20 protein-coding genes and 1 pseudogene are annotated in these 19,982 nt (G+C 72.1%); 12 read left to right on the forward strand and 9 right to left on the reverse strand.

What is annotated here, in order from left to right:
- The first annotated feature begins 51 nt into the window (after positions 1 to 51).
- From J3486_RS03895 to J3486_RS03925, 7 genes are all read left to right on the forward strand, one after another.
- Positions 52 to 624, forward strand: coding sequence for a hypothetical protein (locus J3486_RS03895; protein ID WP_207818485.1), 573 nt, complete (start codon positions 52 to 54; stop codon positions 622 to 624).
- 111 nt (positions 625 to 735) lie between these two features.
- Positions 736 to 1,506 carry a restriction endonuclease gene (locus J3486_RS03900; RefSeq protein WP_207818946.1) on the forward strand — a complete coding sequence of 257 codons (771 nt, stop codon included), beginning with the start codon at positions 736 to 738 and terminating at the stop codon, positions 1,504 to 1,506.
- Between the two features lie 655 nt (positions 1,507 to 2,161).
- Entirely contained in the window at positions 2,162 to 2,665 is a 504-nt protein-coding gene (locus tag J3486_RS03905) for a MarR family winged helix-turn-helix transcriptional regulator (RefSeq protein ID WP_207818486.1), read from the forward strand.
- A gap of 312 nt (positions 2,666 to 2,977) precedes the next feature.
- Positions 2,978 to 4,150, forward strand: coding sequence for a PP2C family protein-serine/threonine phosphatase (locus tag J3486_RS03910; protein WP_207818487.1), 1,173 nt, complete (start codon positions 2,978 to 2,980; stop codon positions 4,148 to 4,150).
- A 182-nt stretch (positions 4,151 to 4,332) separates the two neighbouring features.
- Entirely contained in the window at positions 4,333 to 5,976 is a 1,644-nt protein-coding gene (locus J3486_RS03915) for a PP2C family protein-serine/threonine phosphatase (protein ID WP_229377382.1), read from the forward strand.
- Positions 5,973 to 7,076: a B12-binding domain-containing protein gene (locus J3486_RS03920; RefSeq protein WP_207818489.1), complete on the forward strand. Its 1,104-nt coding sequence runs from the start codon at positions 5,973 to 5,975 to the stop codon at positions 7,074 to 7,076. The genes J3486_RS03915 and J3486_RS03920 overlap by 4 nt, the downstream gene beginning before the upstream one ends.
- Positions 7,073 to 7,453 carry an STAS domain-containing protein gene (locus J3486_RS03925; protein WP_207818490.1) on the forward strand — a complete coding sequence of 127 codons (381 nt, stop codon included), beginning with the start codon at positions 7,073 to 7,075 and terminating at the stop codon, positions 7,451 to 7,453. Before J3486_RS03920 ends, J3486_RS03925 begins: the two co-directional genes overlap by 4 nt.
- A gap of 29 nt (positions 7,454 to 7,482) precedes the next feature.
- On the opposite strand, the gene J3486_RS03930 is transcribed toward J3486_RS03925, so the two are convergent.
- Positions 7,483 to 8,700 (reverse strand): phospholipase D-like domain-containing protein, encoded by a 1,218-nt coding sequence (locus J3486_RS03930; RefSeq protein ID WP_207818491.1) that lies wholly within the window; start codon positions 8,698 to 8,700, stop codon positions 7,483 to 7,485.
- Positions 8,701 to 8,803: 103 nt separating this feature from the next.
- Positions 8,804 to 9,232: a response regulator gene (locus J3486_RS03935; RefSeq protein ID WP_207818492.1), complete on the reverse strand. Its 429-nt coding sequence runs from the start codon at positions 9,230 to 9,232 to the stop codon at positions 8,804 to 8,806.
- A gap of 176 nt (positions 9,233 to 9,408) precedes the next feature.
- Here J3486_RS03935 and J3486_RS03940 point away from each other — a divergent pair, with 176 nt between their 5' ends.
- The 3 genes from J3486_RS03940 (at position 9,409) to J3486_RS03950 (ending at position 12,504) form a co-directional block, all read left to right on the forward strand.
- Entirely contained in the window at positions 9,409 to 9,576 is a 168-nt protein-coding gene (locus tag J3486_RS03940) for a hypothetical protein (RefSeq protein ID WP_207818493.1), read from the forward strand.
- A 136-nt stretch (positions 9,577 to 9,712) separates the two neighbouring features.
- Positions 9,713 to 11,296, forward strand: coding sequence for an ATP-binding protein (locus J3486_RS03945; RefSeq protein ID WP_207818494.1), 1,584 nt, complete (start codon positions 9,713 to 9,715; stop codon positions 11,294 to 11,296).
- Positions 11,293 to 12,504: a PP2C family protein-serine/threonine phosphatase gene (locus J3486_RS03950; RefSeq protein ID WP_207818495.1), complete on the forward strand. Its 1,212-nt coding sequence runs from the start codon at positions 11,293 to 11,295 to the stop codon at positions 12,502 to 12,504. Before J3486_RS03945 ends, J3486_RS03950 begins: the two co-directional genes overlap by 4 nt.
- A 192-nt stretch (positions 12,505 to 12,696) precedes the next feature.
- Here J3486_RS03950 and J3486_RS03955 read toward each other — a convergent pair whose 3' ends face one another.
- From J3486_RS03955 to J3486_RS03965, 3 genes are all read right to left on the reverse strand, one after another.
- The gene (locus J3486_RS03955; protein ID WP_207818496.1) at positions 12,697 to 13,077 is read right to left on the reverse strand and encodes a BlaI/MecI/CopY family transcriptional regulator; all 381 of its coding nucleotides are present in this window, start codon (positions 13,075 to 13,077) and stop codon (positions 12,697 to 12,699) included.
- 73 nt (positions 13,078 to 13,150) lie between these two features.
- A complete protein-coding gene (locus J3486_RS03960; RefSeq protein ID WP_207818497.1) occupies positions 13,151 to 13,747 on the reverse strand; it encodes a phosphatase PAP2 family protein in 597 nt (198 codons plus the stop codon).
- Positions 13,744 to 14,397, reverse strand: a complete 654-nt coding sequence (locus tag J3486_RS03965) for a DedA family protein (protein ID WP_207818498.1) — start codon at positions 14,395 to 14,397, stop codon at positions 13,744 to 13,746. The genes J3486_RS03960 and J3486_RS03965 overlap by 4 nt, the downstream gene beginning before the upstream one ends.
- 247 nt (positions 14,398 to 14,644) lie before the next feature.
- Here J3486_RS03965 and J3486_RS03970 point away from each other — a divergent pair, with 247 nt between their 5' ends.
- The gene (locus tag J3486_RS03970) at positions 14,645 to 15,604 is read left to right on the forward strand and encodes a M56 family metallopeptidase (RefSeq protein ID WP_207818499.1); all 960 of its coding nucleotides are present in this window, start codon (positions 14,645 to 14,647) and stop codon (positions 15,602 to 15,604) included.
- Between the two features lie 171 nt (positions 15,605 to 15,775).
- Here the strand turns inward: J3486_RS03970 and J3486_RS03975 are convergent, their stop codons facing one another.
- The 4 genes and pseudogenes from J3486_RS03975 to J3486_RS03990 form a co-directional block, all read right to left on the reverse strand.
- Positions 15,776 to 16,591, reverse strand: coding sequence for a hypothetical protein (locus J3486_RS03975; protein WP_207818500.1), 816 nt, complete (start codon positions 16,589 to 16,591; stop codon positions 15,776 to 15,778).
- Between the two features lie 195 nt (positions 16,592 to 16,786).
- Entirely contained in the window at positions 16,787 to 17,401 is a 615-nt protein-coding gene (gene thpR, locus J3486_RS03980; protein ID WP_207818501.1) for an RNA 2',3'-cyclic phosphodiesterase, read from the reverse strand.
- A gap of 196 nt (positions 17,402 to 17,597) precedes the next feature.
- A pseudogene (locus J3486_RS03985) lies at positions 17,598 to 17,774 on the reverse strand (monooxygenase family protein); the annotation flags it as partial.
- Positions 17,775 to 17,805: 31 nt separating this feature from the next.
- A complete protein-coding gene (locus J3486_RS03990) occupies positions 17,806 to 18,579 on the reverse strand; it encodes a TIGR03084 family metal-binding protein (RefSeq protein ID WP_307804674.1) in 774 nt (257 codons plus the stop codon).
- 320 nt (positions 18,580 to 18,899) lie between these two features.
- Between J3486_RS03990 and J3486_RS03995 the strand changes: the two genes are divergently transcribed.
- Entirely contained in the window at positions 18,900 to 19,964 is a 1,065-nt protein-coding gene (locus J3486_RS03995) for an MBL fold metallo-hydrolase (RefSeq protein ID WP_229377384.1), read from the forward strand.
- The last annotated feature ends 18 nt before the right edge of the window (positions 19,965 to 19,982 follow it).

The following is a 19,982-nucleotide window of genomic DNA, read 5'->3' on the forward strand; positions in this document are numbered from 1 at the left end:
CCGAGGGGCGGGGTACGCGGATGCCCCGTCACCGGACAGAGGAGACCGCTCGTGGAACGGGTCAACGCCTTCCTCACCCGACACATCTGGGCCCAGCTCGCGCTGTCGGTGCTCGCCGGCGCCGTACTGGTCCAACTCATCTACCCGCAGGGCCCGTTCGGCGCCGTCCTGATCCGTACCGCCTTCACCTCCGTCGGCGCGTGCGCCGTCGTGCTGGCAGTGCGCCGCAAGGAGAGACGCGCCGCTGGAGGCACGGACGGCCTGGTCTCCCTCGACCAGCGGCTGCGCACCGGAGAGGCACCCACCGATCCAGGGGAACGACGGGCGATGCGCGATCTGGTCGACCAGCGCCTGCACCGCACGCGGCACCGCAAGGGCGCCCTCGTCTTCCTGGCCGTCATGTTCGTGGGCATCACCGTGCTGACGGGCCTGACCGCGGGCGTCCGTCAGACCGTCGGATTCGCCGTGCTGACCGTGGTGTTCCTCTCCTGGATGCAGTACATGAGCCGGTTGAACATCCGACGGCTGCGCACCATGGACGCGGCGCTGCGCGACGCGGGTCCCGGTTTCGTGAGCCCGCCGCGCGGAGCCACCGAACCCTCCGCGCCGCGCGAACGCCCGTAGTCGATCATGGTCTGCGCTTCTCGGGGCATGTGTCCGCCACAAGGTTGTGCACGGACGAAGGAGACACCCATGGCGATACGCCGGACCGACGCGCAGACCGGTGCGAGCCCGATGGCCGAGGGCGCCGCCCCCGCCACCGCGGGCGGCGGCGGACTGTCCGGCCTCGTGGTCGCCTTCGCGCTGATCGGCTCCGTGTGCTGCGCCGGTGTCCTGCTCTTCGTGCGCTTCGCCCACTGGGCCGGGACGCGGCCGTACACGGCAGGTCTGCTCATCGCGCTGACCGTGCCGGTGTTCTACGTCCTGGGGCGGGCGATGCCGCGGGGGCGTGAACTGCGCCGCGCGGCCCGCGCCGGGATGGCCGCGGTCGACCGGGACCTGGCACCGGTCCCGGCCGGAGCGCCGGTCGAGGTGCCGGCCGCGCCCTTCGGGACGGAGCCGGTGCACGACGGCCTGACCGTCGAACTCGCCCCGCAGCGGCCTGACTTCATGGACCTCGACCCGGACGCCTTCGAGGCGGCCGTCGCCGCCCTGTGCGAACGTGACGGCTGCCGTGACGTGAGCGTCGTCGGCGGCGCCGGGGACCTGGGCGCCGACGTGATCGCCGTCGCGCCGGACGGCCGCCGGGTCGTCGTGCAGTGCAAGCGGTACGCCCCCGACCACAAGGTGGGCTCCCAGGACCTCCAGCGTTTCGGCGGAACCTGCTGGTCGGTGCATGGCGCGCAGCTCCCCGTCGTCGTGACGACGAGCAGCTTCACGGCGCCGGCGCAGGAGTACGCGGCGGGGTGCGGCATCCACTGCGTGGACGGCGCGGTGCTGCGGGCGTGGGCCGAGGGGTCGGGATCCGCGCCCTGGGGGCCCGCGGCGCCGCCGGAGTCCGTGTGACAGGTGCTCGGTCTCAACTCCCCCGACGGCTGCGGTGGTCGTAGGGACGACCGGTCACCGGCACCGGTGCGCCCGAGGGGTGCGGTTCGGGGCGGTGCACGCCTCGGGGCCGGTAGGGCAGGGCGTCGGGACCCCGTCAGATAGGCCCCGGCCGCGATGTACGAGCGGTCGCCCAGGTGCAGCGTGTCGTTGTCCACGCTGGCCAGTTCGGAGACGAAGCACTGCTCGCCGACCGTGTGCTCGGGCCGGGCCGCGGTCATCCGGTCCTGGATCTCCCGCTGCCGGGCACGGTCCGCCTCGTCGGCGTCGGACCGGAAGAGCCAGGGGGAGTAGTCGAACCGGTGGGGGCCCGTCGGCAGCGGCCCTCGGGTGGTTTCGTTCGGCACGTCGTCCTTCCTCGGTCCTGGACTCGCTCGCGTCACACGGACAGAAAGCGCTTGCCGTCGACCCTAGCGGCGGCCCCGCCGCCGCCGGAACCCGTCTCCGGGCCGGTGTCGCGCCGATCGGTACCGGTCAGGGCTGGCGCGGGCCGGTGCCGGTCAGAGGATGCGCGGGGCGGAGTCCGGCATTCCTGTGCGGCCGGGGCCTGGCGGGGTTGCCGGACGGAGGTACCCTCTTGGTCAGTCGACGGCGCTTTCTGACGGAAGGTACTGGGATGCCCCAGGGGCTGCCCCGCCACACCCCCGAGTACGTGGCCGAGTTGGCGTGCCATGTCTCGGAGCTGCTCGACGTGCTCTACGGGCGCGCCCAGGAGGCGGCGGCCGGGCCCCTCCCGCCGTCGCAGTTCCGTGCGCTGGCGGTGATCGAGGAGCGGCAGCGGGTCAACCAGCGGACCCTGGGCGAGGCGCTGGGGTCCAGGCCGTCGTCGGTGAGCCGGCTCTGTGACCGGCTGGAGGCCGCCGGACTGGTCGAGCGGCTCGCCAGCAGCACCAGCCGCCGCGAGGTCGAGCTGCGGCTGAGCCGTCGCGGCGCGGTCGTCCTCGAGGACTTCCGTGCGTCGCGCGCGCGGGAGATCGCCGTCGTCCTGGAGACCATGGTCCCCGCGCATCTGCGCACCCTGGCCGAAGGGCTGGAGCAGTTCGAGCGCGCGGCCACGGGCCACATCGGCCTGCACGCGGTTCCCGAGGACGCCGAAGGGCCGTCGGGCACCGTCGCCTGACCGCCTGCGACCCCAGGTAGCCGACCGCACTCAGCCCTCGACGGGCCCCGTTCCGGCGAAGAGTACGGAGGCTGCCTCTTTGTCCCGGGAGCGGGATAGAATCTCCGCATAGTTTGCCGCACGGCAACATTTGTGGTGCTTTGACGTTCCCGCCCGGCTCATCGGCGCAGCGCAGGGATCGTGGTCGCGGTCGGCCCGGCGAACTACCCGCACGGCCAGGGGAGATCTCCTTGGCGGCGGGTGATCCAGCGGCGCCAAAGCCCGTTCTGGCGTCCAACCCGGCAGTCGGCCTGTTCATCGAAGAAGGCTGCTGTGACTCATTTCCCTGCCGCGGAACGCGCTGTCCGCGGTGCCGCTCCGTTCGGGCTCCTGGACGCGGTGCGGGCGGCGCTGGCCGAGCACTACGACGCCCTGGGCGCCGATCTGCTGCTGGCCGACTACGGCCTCACCGTCCTGCAGCCGGTGACCGATCTGCCGCACACCGCCGAACCGCAACCCGTGGACGCGGGACCGGCGGGCCGCGCCTTCGCCGGCCAGGAGCCGCAGCGCCGCCCGGTCGAGGACGGGGGAGCGGTCGACCTGTTCCTCCCGATGACCGTGCGCGGCGACCGGCTCGGGATCCTCAGGGTCCGCGTGCCGGAAGAGCGAACAACGTCACAGGACCTCCAGGAACTCGGCGCTCTCGCCGAGATCCTCGCCCACGAGATCGTGGTCGCGGACCGGGACACCGACGTCTATCTGCAGGCCCGCCGGGCCGGCCGGCTCACCCTCGCCGCCGAGATGCAGTGGCAACTGCTGCCGGGGCGCGGCTACACCCGCGACGAGTACGCCATCGGCGCCCAGTTGGAACCCGCCTACGCCATCCACGGCGACAACTTCGACTGGGCCGCGACCAGCGAGAACCTCACCCTCACCATCACGAACGGCATGGGGGAGGGCATCGAGGCGTCGCTCCTGACCAACCTCGCCGTCAACGCCCTGCGCAACGCCCGCCGGGCCGGCATCGGCATCGCCGACCAGGCGGCCCTGGCCGACCAGGCCCTGCACGCGCAGTACGGTGGCAGCCAGTACGTCTCGACGCTGCTGCTCTCCTTCGACCTGGCGTCCGGACGCGTGCTGGCCGTGGACGCGGGATCGCCCCAGCTGTGGCTCCAGCGGGGCAGGGAGATCGAGCAGATCCCCTTCGAGGCGCAGCTGCCGCTGGGCATGTTCGAGGAGACGGACTACGTCGCGCAGGAGTTTGAGGTGCTGCCCGGCGACCGGCTGTTCTTCGTCAGCGACGGTGTCTACGACGCCCTGTCCGCGTCCGGCGAGGCGTACGGGGAGAAGATGCTGGCCCGCGCCATACGGTCCGCGAGTCTGCTTCCGGCGTCCGCCGTGCCCCGCGCGATTCTGCAGGAACTCGTGGTGCATCTCGACGCCCACGCCGACGACGACGCCCTGGTGGTGTGCCTGGACTGGTTCGGCCGGGAGTCGTCCGGCTGAGGGAGGGGTGGTTGCCGGAACGGGCCCGGACGTGAAACTGTTGCCTCATGGAAACAGTTAGGGTTCCGGCCGTGCCCTGAGCGGGACAAGCCCGTTGATCCACGTGCCGGTTGCTTCCCCAGACTTTCAGTGAAGGGTGGTGGGGGTCCGCTTCTGCCGGGCCCCACGCGATGGTCTCCTCCATGGAGCCGACGAGTTCCCGAAACGTCACACAGGCCCGTTCGCGTGTGCCGTATCCGACACTGACCGTGGACCCCGGCGGCCGCATCCTGTCCTGCGACGACCGCGCCGGAGTCCTGCTCGGCGGCGCCGGCGCGGGCACGCTCCTCGTGGACGCGGCGCCCGCCTGGCTGTCCGACGCGCACAGCGACTTCCTCCTGCACAGGGACGACGGCGTGCCCGCGGGAGCCTGGGGGCGCCTCGGCGAGCGCACGATGGACGCCCTGCCGAGCCGCCGCGCGGACGGCGCGGTGACCTGGTGGCTGGTCGACGGCGGCGAGCCGGGGCCGGTCCTGGAGCAGTTGGAGCGCGAGCGGACCCGCTCGCGACTCCTCCAGGAGATCTCCAGCGAACTCCTGGCGTCCCTCAACGTGGACCGGTGCATGGAGGTGACCGCCGCCCTGGCGGCGGAGCACCTCGCTGACGCGGCCGTCATCGTCGGCGTCGGCAGCGGCCGGACCCACCCGGTGACCTGGGCCATCGCCGACGGCAGTGTGACGCAGAGCCGTATCGCCGTGGACGTCGAGGAACTCCCCGGCCTGTCCGAGGCGTTGCTGGGCTTTCCGCCCGTTCCCTCCCGGTGGATCGATCCGTCGCTGACGCCGTCCTGGGCCATCCCCGAGGGGTTCGCCCGGGACGCGGGCGAGATCGGTTCGGTGGTGGTGGTCCCTCTGCCCGGACACGGGCTGCCCGCGGGCGCCGTGGTGCTGATGCGGCACAGCAGGGAAGCCGCGTTCACCGAGAGCGAGGAAACCTTCGCGCGGCTGTTCGCCACCCGCGCCGGCGCGGCCTTGTCGGCCGCCCGGATCTACGCCGAACAGACCCACATCACCAGCATCCTGATGCGCGAACTGCTGCCGCCGAAACTGCAGCGGGTGCAGGGCATCGACTTCTCCGGCCGTTACCGCCCGTCGGCGGTGAACGAGCGGGTGGGCGGCGACTTCTACGACGTCTATCCCGCGGACGACGAGGACGGCGAGGCGTTCGGGGTCCTCGGCGACGTGTGCGGCAAGGGACTGGAAGCCGCGGTCCTGACGGGGAAGATCCGCAACACCGTGCACGCGCTGCTGCCCTTCGCCGGCGACCACGCCCGTGTACTGACCCTGCTCAACAGCGCGCTGCTCACCTCGCACCACACACGCTTCGCGACGATGGTGCTGGCCTCGGCCGTGCGCAGGGACGGGCAGGTACGCCTGCGCCTCACCAGCGGCGGACATCCCCCGCCCCTCATCGTCCGGGCCGACGGCAGCGTGGAGGAGGCCAGGACCCGCGGCACCCTGATCGGGGCGCTGCCCCAGGTGACGGTGAGCACCGCGACCGTGGTCCTGCAGCCCGGGGAGACCTGCCTGTTGTACTCGGACGGCATCACCGAGGCGCACGGCGGCCCGCTGGGGGATCGCATGTTCGGTGAGGAGCGGCTGCGTTCCGTGCTGAGCGAGTGCGCCGGGCTGCCGGCCGAGGCCATCACCGAGCGCGTCCACATGGTGGCCTCCCAGTGGGTCGGCGACGGCCCCCACGACGACATGGCGCTCCTGGCGATCACCGCACCACGATCCAGCCATCTGACGGCGGTGGACGGACATACTCGGGGCAGGTTCACACCATGACGTCACACGGGACCATCACCGACGAGGCACTGGATTACGGTGCGCTGCGCGAGGAGTTGTGGAGCGCCGCGATCGGCTGCGACGACGCGCGGGCCGTGGCGCTGGCCCGTGCCACCGTCGGCGAGGGCGAGCCCGCGCAGCGGGCGGCCGCCGCCGAGCGGGTGCTGCTGGAACTCATCGCGCCCGTGCAGGAACGGGTCGGCCTGCACTGGGCGGCGAACACGATCACGGTCGCGCAGGAGCACGCGGCGACAGCGATCAACGAACGCTGCATTTCCGCCGTCGCCGACCTGATGGCCGGTGCTCCGGCCGACCCGGCACGCGGCCGGGTGACGGTGGCCTGCGTCGACGGGGAGTGGCACGCGCTGCCCGCCCGTCTGGTCGCCGAGGTGCTCAGGCTGCGCGGCTGGACCGTCGACTACCTCGGAGCGCAGGTGCCCTCCGAGCACCTCGTCGCCCACCTGCACCACCGGGTGTCGGACGCGGTCCTGCTCTCCTCCTCGATCCCGACGCACCTGCCCACCGCCCACGCCGCGATCAGCGCCTGCCAGGCGGCCGGGGTGCCGGTGATGGCCGGAGGCGCGGCGTTCGGCCCGCAAGGGCGGTACGCGCGGCGGATGCGGGCCGCCTGGGCCGCCGACGCCCGTGGCGCGCACGCCCTGTTGGAGCAGGGGCTGAGGCGACCCTCCGTCGCGGAGGCCGTGCTGCCCGACGTCGATCTGCCGCACCTCAAGGACCAGGAGTACACCCTGGTCAGACAGACCAAGCGGCAGTTGGTCAAGCAGACCCTCGTGGACGTGGAGAACGCGTTCCCGCCGATGCGCGCCTACAGCGCGTACCAGCTGGAGCGCACGATCGAGGACATCGACCACATCGTCGGCTACCTCGCCACCGCCCTGTACGTCGACGACGCAGGGCTGTTCACCAGGTTCCTCGTGTGGACCGCCGACATCCTCGCCGCCCGCGGCGTCCCGCCGCGCTGCCTGCTGCCCGTGCTGGACGCCCTGCTGGCACGGCTGGGCGACTTCCCCCGCGCCACGGCCGTCCTCGCCGAGGCCCGCAAGCTCCTGACCGTCCCCGGCCCCGGAAAGCCCGCATGACCCTCTACGCCGCCCTGAACGTCACCACTCTCGGCCTGCGCGACGGCGTGCTGCGCGTGCGGGTCGCCGGGGCGCTCGACTACGACACCAGCGAGCAGTTGACGCGGCACGTCGCCCAGGAGCTGGAGACGCACCCGGCCGTCCGCACGCTGTGCCTGGACTGCACGGAGCTGGGCACCGTCGACTCCATGGGCGTGTCCGTGCTGCTGTCGCTGCGGCGCCGGCTCGACGAACGGGGAGCGGCCCTGCGCCTCGTCGAGCGCTCCGCGCGCCTGGACCGACTGCTGTCCGTCACGGGCACCTACGAGTACCTCATCGGCGAGGCGACCGGCGAACGGGAGTCGACCGCAGCGGATTTCGAGCCCGGCCCGCCCTGAGCACCGCCGGCGCCGGCCCCCGGAGCAGCTCACAGGAAGTGCCGGATCGCCCGGGTCGTCCGCTCGGCCGCACGGAAGGCCAACGGCCTGCGGTCCCAGCGGTCGGGCCGGACGCGGATGCTGTGCGTGACGTCGCGCGTGTAGTCGGCGTCGAGCGCGGCGGCGAAAGCCTCGTCCAGGACCGCGAGCATGACCTCCTCGTCGTGGTCCAGGGACCGGCGGTTGAGGTTCGTGGACCCGACCAGCGCCGCGATCCCGTCGACGGTGACGACCTTGCAGTGCAGCATGGTGCGCTGGTACTCGCGTACGACGACCCCTGCGTCCAGCAGGCGCGCGTAGTGGTGGCGGCCGGCGATCCGGCTCACCTGCTTGTCCGTGTGCGGGCCCGGTACGAGCAACTCGACGGCCACGCCACGCCGCGCCGCGGCGCGGAGCAGATCGACGAAGTAGTCGTCGGGGGAGAAGTAGGCGGTGGCCAGCCGCAGTCGGTGCTGCGCGGACTCGATCACGACGCGCAGCAGGGTCTGCATGTCCTGCCAGCCGATGCTGGCGGAGCCGCGGACGACCTGGACGACGGCGTCACCGGCCGGCTCGTGCTCGACGAACCGGTCGTGGCCGTTGAAGAGTTCGTCGTGGCACTCGGCCCAGTTCTGCGCGAACGCCGCGCAGATGCCGTCGACGGCGGGCCCGCGCACCTGCACATGCGTATCGCGCCACTCGCCGGGACCACGGGCGTCGCCGCACCATTCCTGCGCGATCCCCACGCCCCCGGTGAACGCCGTCGTCTCGTCGACGACCAGGACCTTGCGGTGACACCGGTGGTTCTGCTTGAACGGCGACAGCAGCAACGGCTTGCGGAACCAGGCGACCTCCACCCCGGCCGCTTCCATCAGGACGAGCAGCTCCTCCTCGATGGTGCGGCTGCCGAAGCCGTCGAGCAGCAGCCGTACGCGCACGCCCGCGCGGGCACGGGCGGCGAGCGCGTGGGCGAAGTCGCGGGCCACCTCGCCCCGCCAGTACACGAAGGTCATCATGTCGACGGTGTGCCGGGCGCCGTGTACGGCGGCCAGCATCGCGGGGAAGATCTCGTCACCGTTGCGCAGCGGCGTCAGCGCGTTCCCCTCGGTCGCGGCGATGCCTATCAGCCGCTCCAGGCGCCGCCGCAGCCGCTGCCGAGGATCCGGCGCACCCGCTGCGCCGGAGTCTTCGGCGGCGGGACCTGTGGGGGCCTGGATGCTCGTGGTCACGATGGCTCCGGGGAACTCGGGGGCAGGGCCACGACATCCATTGCCCCGTCACGTTCCCTTCACTCCGCCTTTTCGCCGGTGGAGCCGCGGCGACCGCGGAGGGTCAGGAGCGGGGCAGCTTGGCGGCCGTGTCCAGGTAGAACGCGTCGATGCTGCGTACGGCCGCTTCGAAGTCCTCCAGGTTCACCGGCTTGGTGACGTACGCGTTCGCGTGCTGGTGGTAGGCGTCGGTCACGTCGTCCGGAGCGGCCGAGGTGGTGAGCACGACCACCGGGATGGCGCGCAGATCGGCGTCGTCCTTGAGGATGCGGAGCAGCTCCCTGCCGTTCATCCGGGGCATGTTGAGGTCCAGCACGATCAGGTCGGGCAGCGGCGTGTCGGGGGAGCGCAGGTGCTCCAGTGCCTCTATGCCGTCCGCGACCTGGGTGAGGTTGCGGGTGCTGTGCTGGGCGAGCGCGTCCTGGATCAGCAGGGCGTCGGCCAGGTCGTCCTCGACCAGCAGAACGTCGTACGAACGAGAACTTGCGATCATGGTGTTGCGCTCCGGGGGGAGTGAGGGGGGTACGGGCGGGCCGGTAGCTGGGCGAGTCCCGGCCAGCGGCGGCGCGCCCCCTGACGGCTGAGGTGTGTCGCTTCGCCGATCTGAGGGTAACCGGCGCCTGCGGCGGCGGCTTCACGGGCTGTCTCACTCTCCAGTGCGGAGACGGCATGCTGAAGGTGGGTCAGTACGCGCAGCCGGCGCAGTGCGCTGTGGCGCGCCTCGTCACAGTGGTCGTGACCGGGGACGTAACCGACTCTGGGCTCGAGTTCGGCGACGAGAGCCTGGACGGCCTGGACGGCCAGCTCCTCGAAGACGTGATGTCCAGGGAGTGCTGACGGATCATTTCCTGGCATGCCCGCACCGTAGCGTCAGGCGGTATGCGACGACAACATGTGTTGTCGGGTGCCGTATCGTATCGGGGCCGTCGCCGGTGGCGGCGCGGCTGGTGAAGGTCGAAGGAGCGCACGGAGCATGGACGTTGGCAGAAGCCGGCGCGGTCCGGCGGGCGCGGCCCGCTGGACGACGCGGCGCTGGCTGACGATCGGGGTCGCGACCAGTGGGGTGCTGCTGCTGGTCCTCGGGTCGCTGGGCGCCTGGGCGCTCGCCACCACCTCGCGACTGACCGACGAGGTGGTCCGCAACCGGACCCCGGCACTGATCAGCGCGGTACGTCTGGAAGCCGCGTTGGTGAACCAGGAGACCGGCGTGCGCGGGTACGGACTCAGCGGGCGCCGCGACTTCCTCAAGCCCTACACGCAGGGGCAGGCGGCCGAGACGACCGCGCTGGAGGCACTGGACCGGCTCGTCGACGGGTCGACGGAGGCCGCGGCCGACCTGCGGACGGTCCGCACCGACGTGCGGGCCTGGCAGGAGCGAGTGGCGCAGCCCATCGCCGCCGCGTCCGGCCAGGACGCGGTGCGCGTCGCCTCGGACCGGGCCGCCGACGGCAAGCGACTGTTCGACCAGGTGCGTGACGCCCTGGCGCGGCAGCAGGATCACCTGCGGGACGCGCGCACGCGCGCGGGCGACGACCTGTCCACGGCGCAGCGCCTGCGGACGTGGCTGTTCACCGCCATCGCCCTGGTGATCGCCGTCATGATGTGCGTCATCTTCTACGCGCTGCGGCGCGGGGTGACCGGCCCGCTGACGCTCCTGGGCGCCGCGGCACGCGAGGTCGGAAGCGGCCGCTTCGACCGGAAGGTGCCCGCGACCGGACCCGCCGATCTCCAGCAACTGGCGCACGACGTCGAGTCGATGCGCGTACGCCTGGTGGAGGAGCTGGCGCGCAGCGAGGAGGCGCGCGTGCTCCTGGACCAACAGGCCGAGGAACTGAAGCGTTCGAACGCCGAGCTGGAGCAGTTCGCGTACGTCGCCTCGCACGACCTCCAGGAACCGCTGCGGAAGATCTCCAGCTTCACCCAGCTCCTCCAGCGGCGCTACGGCGACAAACTGGACGAACGGGCCGATCAGTACATCGGGTTCGCCGTCGACGGCGCCAACCGCATGCAGGTCCTCATCAACGACTTGCTCATGTTCTCCCGCGTCGGCCGCGTCCACGACCAGCGGTCGGTGACGCTGGAGGACTGTCTCGACAGCGCCGTCGACGCGCTGAGCGTCGCCGTGGAGGAATCGGGCGCGCGCATCGAGCACGACGAACTGCCGACCGTGTACGGCGATGCAAGCCAACTGGGCCTGCTCTTCCAGAACCTGCTGTCCAACGCCATCAAGTTCCGGGCCCCCGGCCGCCCTCCGCGCATCCGCGTCAGCGTGCGCGAGGAGGGCGACATGTGGCGGTTCACCGTACGGGACAACGGCATAGGCATCGCCCCCGAGTTCCGCGAGAAGGTCTTCGTGATCTTCCAGCGGCTGCACACCCGCGAGGCCTATCCCGGCACCGGCATAGGCCTGGCGATGTGCAAGAAGACCGTCGAGTTCCACGGCGGCACCATCGGTGTCGACTCCGTCGACGGCGAAGGCACCTCGATCAGCTTCACGCTTCCCCTGCAACCGTCCGCCCAGACGGCGGCCGACAGCGAAGGATCGCTGCTGCGATGACAGCGTTCGACGGTACGTCAGCACTCTGCCGCATCCTGCTGGTCGAGGACGACGCGGGAGACGCCCTCCTGGTCGAGGAGCTGCTGCTCGACACCGACCTCGACCACGAACTGGCGCACTGTCGCACCCTGGGCGAGGCCCGCGAGACGCTCGCGGCGGCGCCCGCCGACTGTGTCCTGCTCGACCTGCACCTGCCCGACGCGTCCGGGGTCGGCGCCGTCACCGCTCTCCTGAAGGCGGCCGGGGACGCGGCGGTCATCGTGCTCACCGGTCTCGCCGAGTCCCAGGCGGGTGTCGAGGCCCTTGCCGCGGGCGCCCAGGACTATCTGGTCAAGGGCAAGGTGGAGCCGGAGCTGCTGCAGCGGGCCGTGCGCTACGCCATGCACCGCAAGCAGGCGGAACGGGCCAACGCCAACCTCCAGGCGGGCAAGCTGCGCGCGGAGGAGAACGCCCGCCTGGAGCGGGGTCTGCTGCCCGCCCCGATCCTGCGTTCCCCGGAGGTCGTGGCCACCAGCCGCTACTTCCCCGGGCGGCAACAGGCGCTGCTCGGCGGCGACTTCCTCGACGTGGTGGAGACTTCCGACGGGCAGGTCCACGCCGTCATCGGCGACGTCAGCGGTCACGGCCCGGACGCGGCAGCGCTCGGCGTGTGCCTGCGCATCGCATGGCGCTCACTGACGCTGGGCGGGCATCGCGGCGCGGAGCTGCTGGACCTGCTGGAGCAGATGCACATAGCGGAACGCAGCGCGGACGACCTGTTCACGACCTGCACCCTGATCACCCTGGACCGCACCAGGGGGACCGCCGTCCTGCATCTGGCGGGGCACCACGCGCCGCTCCTGACGTCCCACGGGCACACGCGTGAGCTCGCCATCGAGCACGGGGTGGCTCTCGGTATCGCGCCCGGACTGCACAAGTGGCCGGCCACCGTGGTCCCGCTGCCGCCCTCCGGCTCGCTGCACCTGTACACGGACGGTCTGGTCGAGGGGCATGTCGACCAGAGCGCCGACCGGCTCGGTGTCGAGGGGTTGCTCGCCATCATGGACGCGTGCGGCGGCACCGACGCGGGGACCCATCTCGACCGCATCCTCGACGAGGTCCGGATCCGCAACGCGGGCCGCCACACGGACGACCTCGCCGTCCTGCGCCTGGACTGGTCCGGCCTGCCGACGGTCCCGGCCCAGCGCGCGCGGTTGGTCGTGCGCTGATCCACCGTCGGCCGGGAGCGGCCGATACGTGTCCTCGTGTTGGTACGTGACGCGTGCCGGTCCGGTGCTGTTGTGTTGCTGCGTGAGGGGTGCCGGTCCGGTGCTGTCGTGTTGCTGCGTGACGCGTACTGGTCCGGTGCTGTCGTGTTGGTACGTGGCGCGTGCCGGTCCGGTGCCGTCGAACCGGAAGGGCTACGGCTGCGTCGGACCTTCGCTCTCCAGGAGCGAGCGCAGCACGGCCTCGTCCTCCGGGGCGAGATCGGAGACGAAGCGGGCCAGGACGCTGCCGCGGTCCTCGCCGCGGTTCAGCTCCGCGTGCATCCGGCGGGCGTGCAGGCCCGCGCCGTCGGTCACGGGGGCGTAGGCATAACCACGGCCCTTGCGGGTGCGGGTGACCAGATCCTTCTCGTACAGACGCGTCAGGATCGTGGTGACCGTCGTGCGGGCGAGAGCGGCGGTGAGCATGTCCCGCACCTCGTTCGGAGTGAGCGGACCGCGGGCGGCCCACAGTGCGGCCAGGACATCGGCCTCGAGCTCTCCCGCCGGCCGACGCTCCCCGTGCTGCTCAGTCATACCGGGCATTCTCGCAGACGGGCCGCCTTGTTCCGACATCTGTTCCCCTCTCGCGACGGGTCCGTCCCCGGGCTCATCGGGCCGGTGCCCCGGAGGCGGTCACCCGGTCGCCGAGGCGCCGGGTCACCCGGGGCACGGCCCAGCCCGCGAGCACCGAGGCCACGAGAGCGCCGAGCAGCAGACCGGCCGCGACGTCGTGCGGATAGTGGGCCCCGATCCAGACCCGGGAGACGGCCATGGCCAGGGCGGCGGGCACCGCGATCAGGGCGATGCGACGGTCGACGAACCACAGCGCCGCGGCCGCCGCCGCGGCGATCGCCGCGTGGTTGCTGGGGAACGACCAGTCGCCGAGCGCCGGGCACGCCTCCACCAGGTTCACCCGCAGCACCTGGCACGGCCGCTGCTCCTGGAGCAGGCTCTTGACCACGTCGTTGGCCAGGAACGCCACCACCACGATCAACGGGACCGCGAGCGCGGGCAGTCGGGGCCGCCCGGCCGCGCGCGCCCGCAGCCACGCCCAGATCATGAGGACGGCGAACAGGCCGAGGCCCCAGTCGGACCACCCGGCGACGAGCGTGTTCACCACGGCGGGGCTGTGATCGGCGAGGTGCGAGGTCTCCGTGTACAGGGAGTCGTCGAAGTAGCCGGCGGTCGTGAGGGCGGTGGTCACAGGGTGTCTCCGGCGGAGGGAGTGGCCGCGGCGGCGGCGCGGCGGCGGTTCTTGCGGCCGCGCAGGAGCTCCAGGGCCAGCGGGACGAGCGAGACGATCACGATGAGGGCGACCAGCGGCAGCAGATAGCGGTCGACGTTCGGTACCGACGAGCCGAGTGCGTACCCGCCCAGGACCAGGCCCACCGTCCAGACCGTGCCGCCCGCGACCTGCCAGACGGTGAAGGTGCGCACGGGCACGTCCAGGGCTCCGGCCAGCGGGTTCAGAACCGTCCGTACGACGGGGACGAAGCGGGCCAGCACGACGGCCTTGGCGTGCCCGTAACGGCTCAGCAGTTCCTCGGCGCGCTCCGCGCCTTCCTGGAGCCGCCGGGACCGGCTGCGGGCCAGCAGGGCGCGGCCGCCGCGCCGCCCGATCCAGTAACCGGTCTGGGCTCCGATCAAGGCGCCCGCCACCGCGGCGACCAGCACCTGCGGCAGCGACAGATGCACGTCCCCGCTGCCGGAGACGCACAGCAGCCCCGCGGTGAAGAGCAGCGAGTCGCCGGGCAGGAAGAAGCCGACCAGGAGGCCGGTCTCGGCGAACAGGATGAACGCGATCCCCAGCGCGCCGAAGGCGGTGAGCAGGGAACTGGCGTCCAGAACGTTCACAGCGAGGGCATGCGAAGCCAGGGCGACGCAGCCGTCGGGGCACACGGACACGCGGATTCCTTCCGTCACGGATGCGCGCCGAGCGTCGGTCGGCCGCACCGTCTACATTCCAGTAGTCGGTCTACATCACTGTAGACGCATGTCCGGGCCGCGCAGTTCCCCGCGCGCAGCGCGCCGCGGATCGCGCGCGGACGACGGCCGGCCGACCGCTCCTGGGGCCGGGAGGGGACGTGGGAGAATTCGAGGCGTGAACTACGCCGTCTGGTTGCCGCTCCTCGTGCCACTGCTGGCCGTCCCGGTCGCCCGCAGGGCCGCGGACCGGCTCGCTCCGCGTGCCGCGGTGTGGACGCTGTCGGTCGCCGCGGTGACGCTCGCCGCGTGCAGCACGCTGGCCCTGGGCACGCTGCTGCTGGCCGGGGCGCTGCGCCTGCCACCGGTGGCGGCGCTGGAGAACATCCGGCCGCACTGGCTCGACGCACCCTCGTGGTGGACGGCACCGGCCGCGGTCGCCGCCGGCCTCGGGCTGGCCGTGTGCGCCGCCGGCGCCGGGTGGCGGCTGCTGAGCCAGCGACGCGAGCTGCGCCGGGCGCGGGCCGCGCTCGGGCCCACCGCGGGCGACCTGTCCGTGGACGATCACCACCACCCCTACGCGTACGCCCTGCCCGGGACGCGCGGTGCGAGCGGGTCCGTCGTCGTCAGCTCGGCCATGCTCCAGGCCCTGGCGCCCGCCGAACGCGACGCGCTGCTCGCGCACGAACGGGCCCACCTACGCGGCCGGCACCACCTGTTCCTGGGCGCGGCCCAGCTCTGCGCGATCCTGCACCCCGCACTGCGCGCCCTGCGGCCCGCGCTCTCCTTCCACCTGGAGCGGTTGGCCGACGAGGCCGCGGCGTCCGCGGTCGGCGACCGCAGGCTCACGGCCAGGGCGATCAGCAGGGCCGCGCTGGCCGCACACGACTCCCGCACCCGGCCACCCCGGCCGAGCGCGGCCCTGGGCGCCACCACCGGCCCCGTCCCGCAGCGCGTGCTCGCCCTCCTGACGCCCGCGGCCACCGCACCGCGCCGCGCGGCCCGTCACCTCGGGCAGGCGGTCGCCGCCGCCCTGCTGTGCTGCCTGGCGCTCTCGGCGGCGGGTGCCCTCGATGCCTTCTGCGATCTGCACGCGGATGTCGAGGTCGCGCAGACGTACTGGCCCACCGGCCCCTGATCCCGCGCCCTCGGGCGCCGGCCCGGTCAGATGGACGATGCCACCCGCGCCGAGACGGCCGACGAGCCGGTACGGGCCGATCCTCGACGGATCGTCCACAGCTCATGGCCGCGCTCCCCGCCCTTTCGGCCGACTGCGGCGACAGCGTGATCCGGTGCGGTCGGCGGCCGGTCAACCGGCCCTGGTGAAACGGTCCTTGTGGGAGCTCGCCATCGTCCAGCGCACGAGTTCACCGTTCTCCACGTGGAAGCGGTACGCCGCGTAGGGGGCCTTGCAGCCGGGGGTCGTCGACAGGGCCGGAGCGACGGCGATCGGGTGCGTGGACGGGTCCGACTGGAAGGGGGCCGTGTCCATCAGCGTCGCCGACCAGGTGCAGCGTCTGCCCGCGTCGGTGCGGGTGCCCGTGACGACCGCGTCGCCGATCCGGCCCTTCGCGATCCGGACGGTCTCGTCGCCGTCGCGCCAGGTCCCCACGAGGGCCGCGGGCACGGTGGAGGCGGGGCCGCTCGCCCGGTCGATCTGGATGGACATCTTCGAGGAGGCACGCCACATGACGGTGCCGTCCATGCCCTCCAGGGTGATCGCGTCGGGCCGGCAGGAGGCGGGCGACGCGGTGGTGGGCGTCGTGCGGGTCACCTTCGCGTCGGCGACCGTCACATAGCGCTCCTTGTGCGAGGTGATGCGGGCCTCGCCGGTGCAGAGCACGCCGGCCTTGCCGACGGTGAAGGGCACCGCGTCGCCCGTCCTCGCCGATACGGGAATGTCCAGACGCAGCATCGACAGGGCGTCGCTCTCGTCGAGCAGTGAGGTCCACGAGCCGCCGAGCTGGGCCCCGACCGGGGTGTCGGGCAGCTCCTTGCCGGGCAGTTCGGAACCCGGCGCGGCCGCGGCGGAGACCGTCGCCTCGTCCGGGCCCGAGCCCGAGCGCGCCGCACCGGCCAGTGCGGGCACCCCGATGCCGAGGGCCACGACGGCCCCCACCGTCACGGTCAGCGTCAGGCCGAAGCGGAGCCTCCGGGAGGAAGAGCCGTTTCTGCCTGCTCTGTCGTCACCGTCGAGTGCCAAGGTGTCCCCCCGATGTTCATGGGCCGGTATGCGTAAGGCCCTTGCGTCCCTGAAGCCTCATACACCTCTCTGGTGACGTCAAGGACGGGGCGGGACAAGGCAGCAGAGGTCCTTGCGTCAAGGTTTCGCCGGGGGATTCTTCCTGGTGACCAGAGTCCAGGCGTCGATGTCCTGATAACGCCGTGGCCCCGTGTGGCCTCGTACCGTGCTGCCGACCAGGTGGAGGCGTTCGGTCTGCCAGGGGCGTCCGGTGAAGCCGTCGAGGCAGGAGGCCGCCGCCGTGACGGACGTGGTGTCGGATCGGCGAGCGCGGGCCAGCGTCAGGTGGGGGCGCAGCGGACGCTCGGCGAAGGTGATGCCACAGTGCCTGATCCGCGCCCGTACCGCGTCGGCCAGCTCGTGCAGACCGTTGAGATCACCCTCGATGCCGCTCCACAGCACTCGTTCGTCGAAGTGACCGCCACCGGACAGCGCCAGTTCGAGGGCGGGCCGGGCAGCCGCCAGGTCGGCCAGCGGCGAACGAAGCCCCTGGACGGCCCGCACCGGCAGCTCGCCCAGGAAGGCGAGGGTGATGTGCCAGTCCTCGATGCGGTTCCAGCGCAGATCGGGATGCGTGGCGTAGGCCGGGCTCAGCGCGTGCGCCAATGCGTTCTTCGCGTCGTCGGGCGGGGCGAGGGCGACGAACGCGTACTGGCTGGTGGTGCGGGGTGCTTCGGTCACGGACGTCTTCATACCTCATGCGTCAGGGGGGCCGACATCCGACCGTGCGGCGCCGAACCGTCCCGTGGTGCCCGGGCAGTGAGCGGTCTGCGCCGGGACGCCCGGTCCCGGCGCAGACCGTTCTTCCGGTGCGGCTCTTCCCGAACGGGGTGGCTGAGCGCGGGCGTCTCTCGCCGACCGGACGCCTACCTCTACCTCGCCGCGCAGCTCAGACGCTGGGCCGCCGTGCCGCCGCGCCGCCGCGCCGACCGACCGGTACGACACCTGTCGCGGCACCGAGGCCGTACGCGGGCAGGTCGACGTACACCGATCCGTAGGAGCCCGACGGGACGATGAACGTCTCGTGCCAGATCCCCACATGCCCCTTCCCGGCGCGTGCCCGTCGGAGAGGGGAAGGCGTCTGCCCCGACACGTCTTCAGAGGAAGACCCGCGCCGACTCCAGCCACTTCTGCGCATCCTCGCCGGTCGCCGTCAGGGCGGTCCCGGACCAGGAGCGACGCCGGGTGACATACAGGCAGAAGTCCATCGCGTCGCCCCGCACCTGTTGCGCCGCATCCTCGGGGCCCCACACCCAGGTCCGTCCGTCAGGTGCGGTCAGTTCGACGCGGAAGGGGGCGGCCGGCTCGGGCAGTCCGACGGCGGCGAAGGACAGCGCCCGTCCCGACACTCCCAGCGACGCCACGTGCCGCAGCCGATCCGTCGGGGGGTGCGGCACGCCCACGGCATCGAAGACGTCCTGTCCGTGGGCCCAGGTCTCCATCAGGCGCAGGGGCGTCATCAGGGCCGGGGTCACCTTCGACATGTACCAGGGGAAGGCGTGGTCCCAGGGCGTGTCGCGCAAGGCCGCCGCCAGTTCGGCTCGACCGGTCCGCCACTGGTCCAGAAGTACTGGCCGCGGTGCGGCCGCTCCAGCGGCGGCGGCCCGGTCCGCGTACGCGCTGCCTTCGGCTTCCGCCCGCCTGAGCTCAGCGCCGAACGCGTCCGGGGTGCGTAAGGCCCTGAGCACGTTCGTGTCCGACCATGCGAGGTGGGCCATTTGATGGGCGACCGTCCAGCCCGGCGCCGGTGTTGGGATCGACCAGTCGTCCAACTCCGCGACCAGGGCGTCGAGTTCATCGCCCTCGGCCACCAGCGCGGACAGGACACCGGCGTCATCGACTTCGGGAACGGCGAGATTGTAGTTCAGCACGCGCCCCAGGGTGCCACTCCGTGCTGACCACAGGGGGCGAAGAAGAGGGCCGCGGCCGGTCCGGATCCCGGCCCGGCCTGCGGTGTCGACACGGGCTGGACGCGCGTGACTCCGCCACGTCCCGAGTCTTGAGGAACCGGGGGAGCGCGCCACCGCTGGGGTCTTTCCACGGTTCGGGTCGACACGACCGGGTGTTTTCCTGCTGGCAGCACCCGACGACGCCGTCCCGCGCCGGGTGTCCGCCACCGGAGGTGTCTGCCGTGACCGCCCGAGTGTCACGCACCGCATCCCCGATCCCGAAAGGCACCTTCATGGAACCGATGCCCCACAGCGCTCGTGCGGACCGTCGGACTCTGCTGCGCGCGGCGGCCGTGCTGCCCGTTGCCGCCGTCGGTGTCGGCGCCCTGGAGGGCGAGTCCGCCGCGTCCGAGGTCCCCGGCCTGCCCGACTACGCGCCGGTCCCGTCCGCCGCGGCCGGGCCGAAACTCAACGACGCGGGCTACTTCGTCGGTCGGATCGACGGACACCTCCACTGGGTCACCGACGGCTTCTACCAGGCGATGTTCCTCAGCACCCGGGACGGCGTCGTCCTGGTCGACGCCCCGCCGACCATCGGGCACAACCTCCTGCGGGCGATCGCCGACGTGACGCGGGCCAACGGCCGTCCCGCGAAGGTCACGCACCTGGTCCACTCCCACTCGCACGCCGACCATGTCGGGGCTTCCTCGATCCTCGGCAAGGACGTGGTGCGCATCGGGCACGCCGAATGCCGGCGCCTGCTGCTGCGCGACAACGACCCGAACCGCCCGGCGCCGACCGTCACCTTCGAGGACCACTACACCCTGCATGTCGGCGGCGAACGGCTGGAGTTGGCCTATCACGGGCCCAACCACAGCCCCGACAACATCTTCATCCACGCCCCGGAACACAAGACCCTGATGGTCGTCGACATCCTGTACCCGGGCTGGGTGCCGTTCAAGAACCTCGCGGTGTCCCAGGACATCCCCGCCTGGCTCCGGGCCCAGGACATAGCGATGGGGTACCCCTGGCGGACACTGGTCGGCGGCCACCTCGGGCGGCTCGGCAGACGCGCGGACGGCGACCTCCAGCGCGCCTACATGGCCGATCTCGAAGCCTCCACGCGGGCGTCGATGCATCTGGACCCCACCCCGTACTTCGAGGAGTACGGCGCCCAGGGCAATTCCTGGGCGGTCTTCAAGACATACCTCGACGCGGTGGCGGCACAGGCCGCCGCGCCGGTGGCCGCGAAGTACACCGGCGTTCTCGCCGCCGCGGACGTGTTCACCCTCGACAACGCGGCGACCTTGGTCGAGTCCTTCCGCATCGACGCCGGGATCCTCGGCCCGTTCAGCACCCGTCCCTGACGCCCGTACCGACGCCCG

The organism is Streptomyces sp. VRA16 Mangrove soil, assembly GCF_017377775.1.
Classification (GTDB): domain Bacteria; phylum Actinomycetota; class Actinomycetes; order Streptomycetales; family Streptomycetaceae; genus Streptomyces.

Excerpts from the sequence above, each read along its gene's own strand:
- J3486_RS03900 (WP_207818946.1), top strand. The coding sequence starts at position 736 with ATGGCCGAGGGCGCCGCCCCCGCCACCGCGGGCGGCGGCGGACTGTCC.
- J3486_RS03905 (WP_207818486.1), top strand. The coding sequence starts at position 2,162 with ATGCCCCAGGGGCTGCCCCGCCACACCCCCGAGTACGTGGCCGAGTTG.
- J3486_RS03915 (WP_229377382.1), top strand. The coding sequence starts at position 4,333 with ATGGAGCCGACGAGTTCCCGAAACGTCACACAGGCCCGTTCGCGTGTG.
- J3486_RS03920 (WP_207818489.1), top strand. The coding sequence starts at position 5,973 with ATGACGTCACACGGGACCATCACCGACGAGGCACTGGATTACGGTGCG.
- J3486_RS03925 (WP_207818490.1), top strand. The coding sequence starts at position 7,073 with ATGACCCTCTACGCCGCCCTGAACGTCACCACTCTCGGCCTGCGCGAC.
- J3486_RS03935 (WP_207818492.1), bottom strand. The coding sequence starts at position 9,232 with ATGATCGCAAGTTCTCGTTCGTACGACGTTCTGCTGGTCGAGGACGAC.
- J3486_RS03940 (WP_207818493.1), top strand. The coding sequence starts at position 9,409 with ATGCTGAAGGTGGGTCAGTACGCGCAGCCGGCGCAGTGCGCTGTGGCG.
- J3486_RS03945 (WP_207818494.1), top strand. The coding sequence starts at position 9,713 with ATGGACGTTGGCAGAAGCCGGCGCGGTCCGGCGGGCGCGGCCCGCTGG.
- J3486_RS03950 (WP_207818495.1), top strand. The coding sequence starts at position 11,293 with ATGACAGCGTTCGACGGTACGTCAGCACTCTGCCGCATCCTGCTGGTC.
- J3486_RS03955 (WP_207818496.1), bottom strand. The coding sequence starts at position 13,077 with ATGACTGAGCAGCACGGGGAGCGTCGGCCGGCGGGAGAGCTCGAGGCC.
- thpR (WP_207818501.1), bottom strand. The coding sequence starts at position 17,401 with ATGAAGACGTCCGTGACCGAAGCACCCCGCACCACCAGCCAGTACGCG.
- J3486_RS03995 (WP_229377384.1), top strand. The coding sequence starts at position 18,900 with ATGCCCCACAGCGCTCGTGCGGACCGTCGGACTCTGCTGCGCGCGGCG.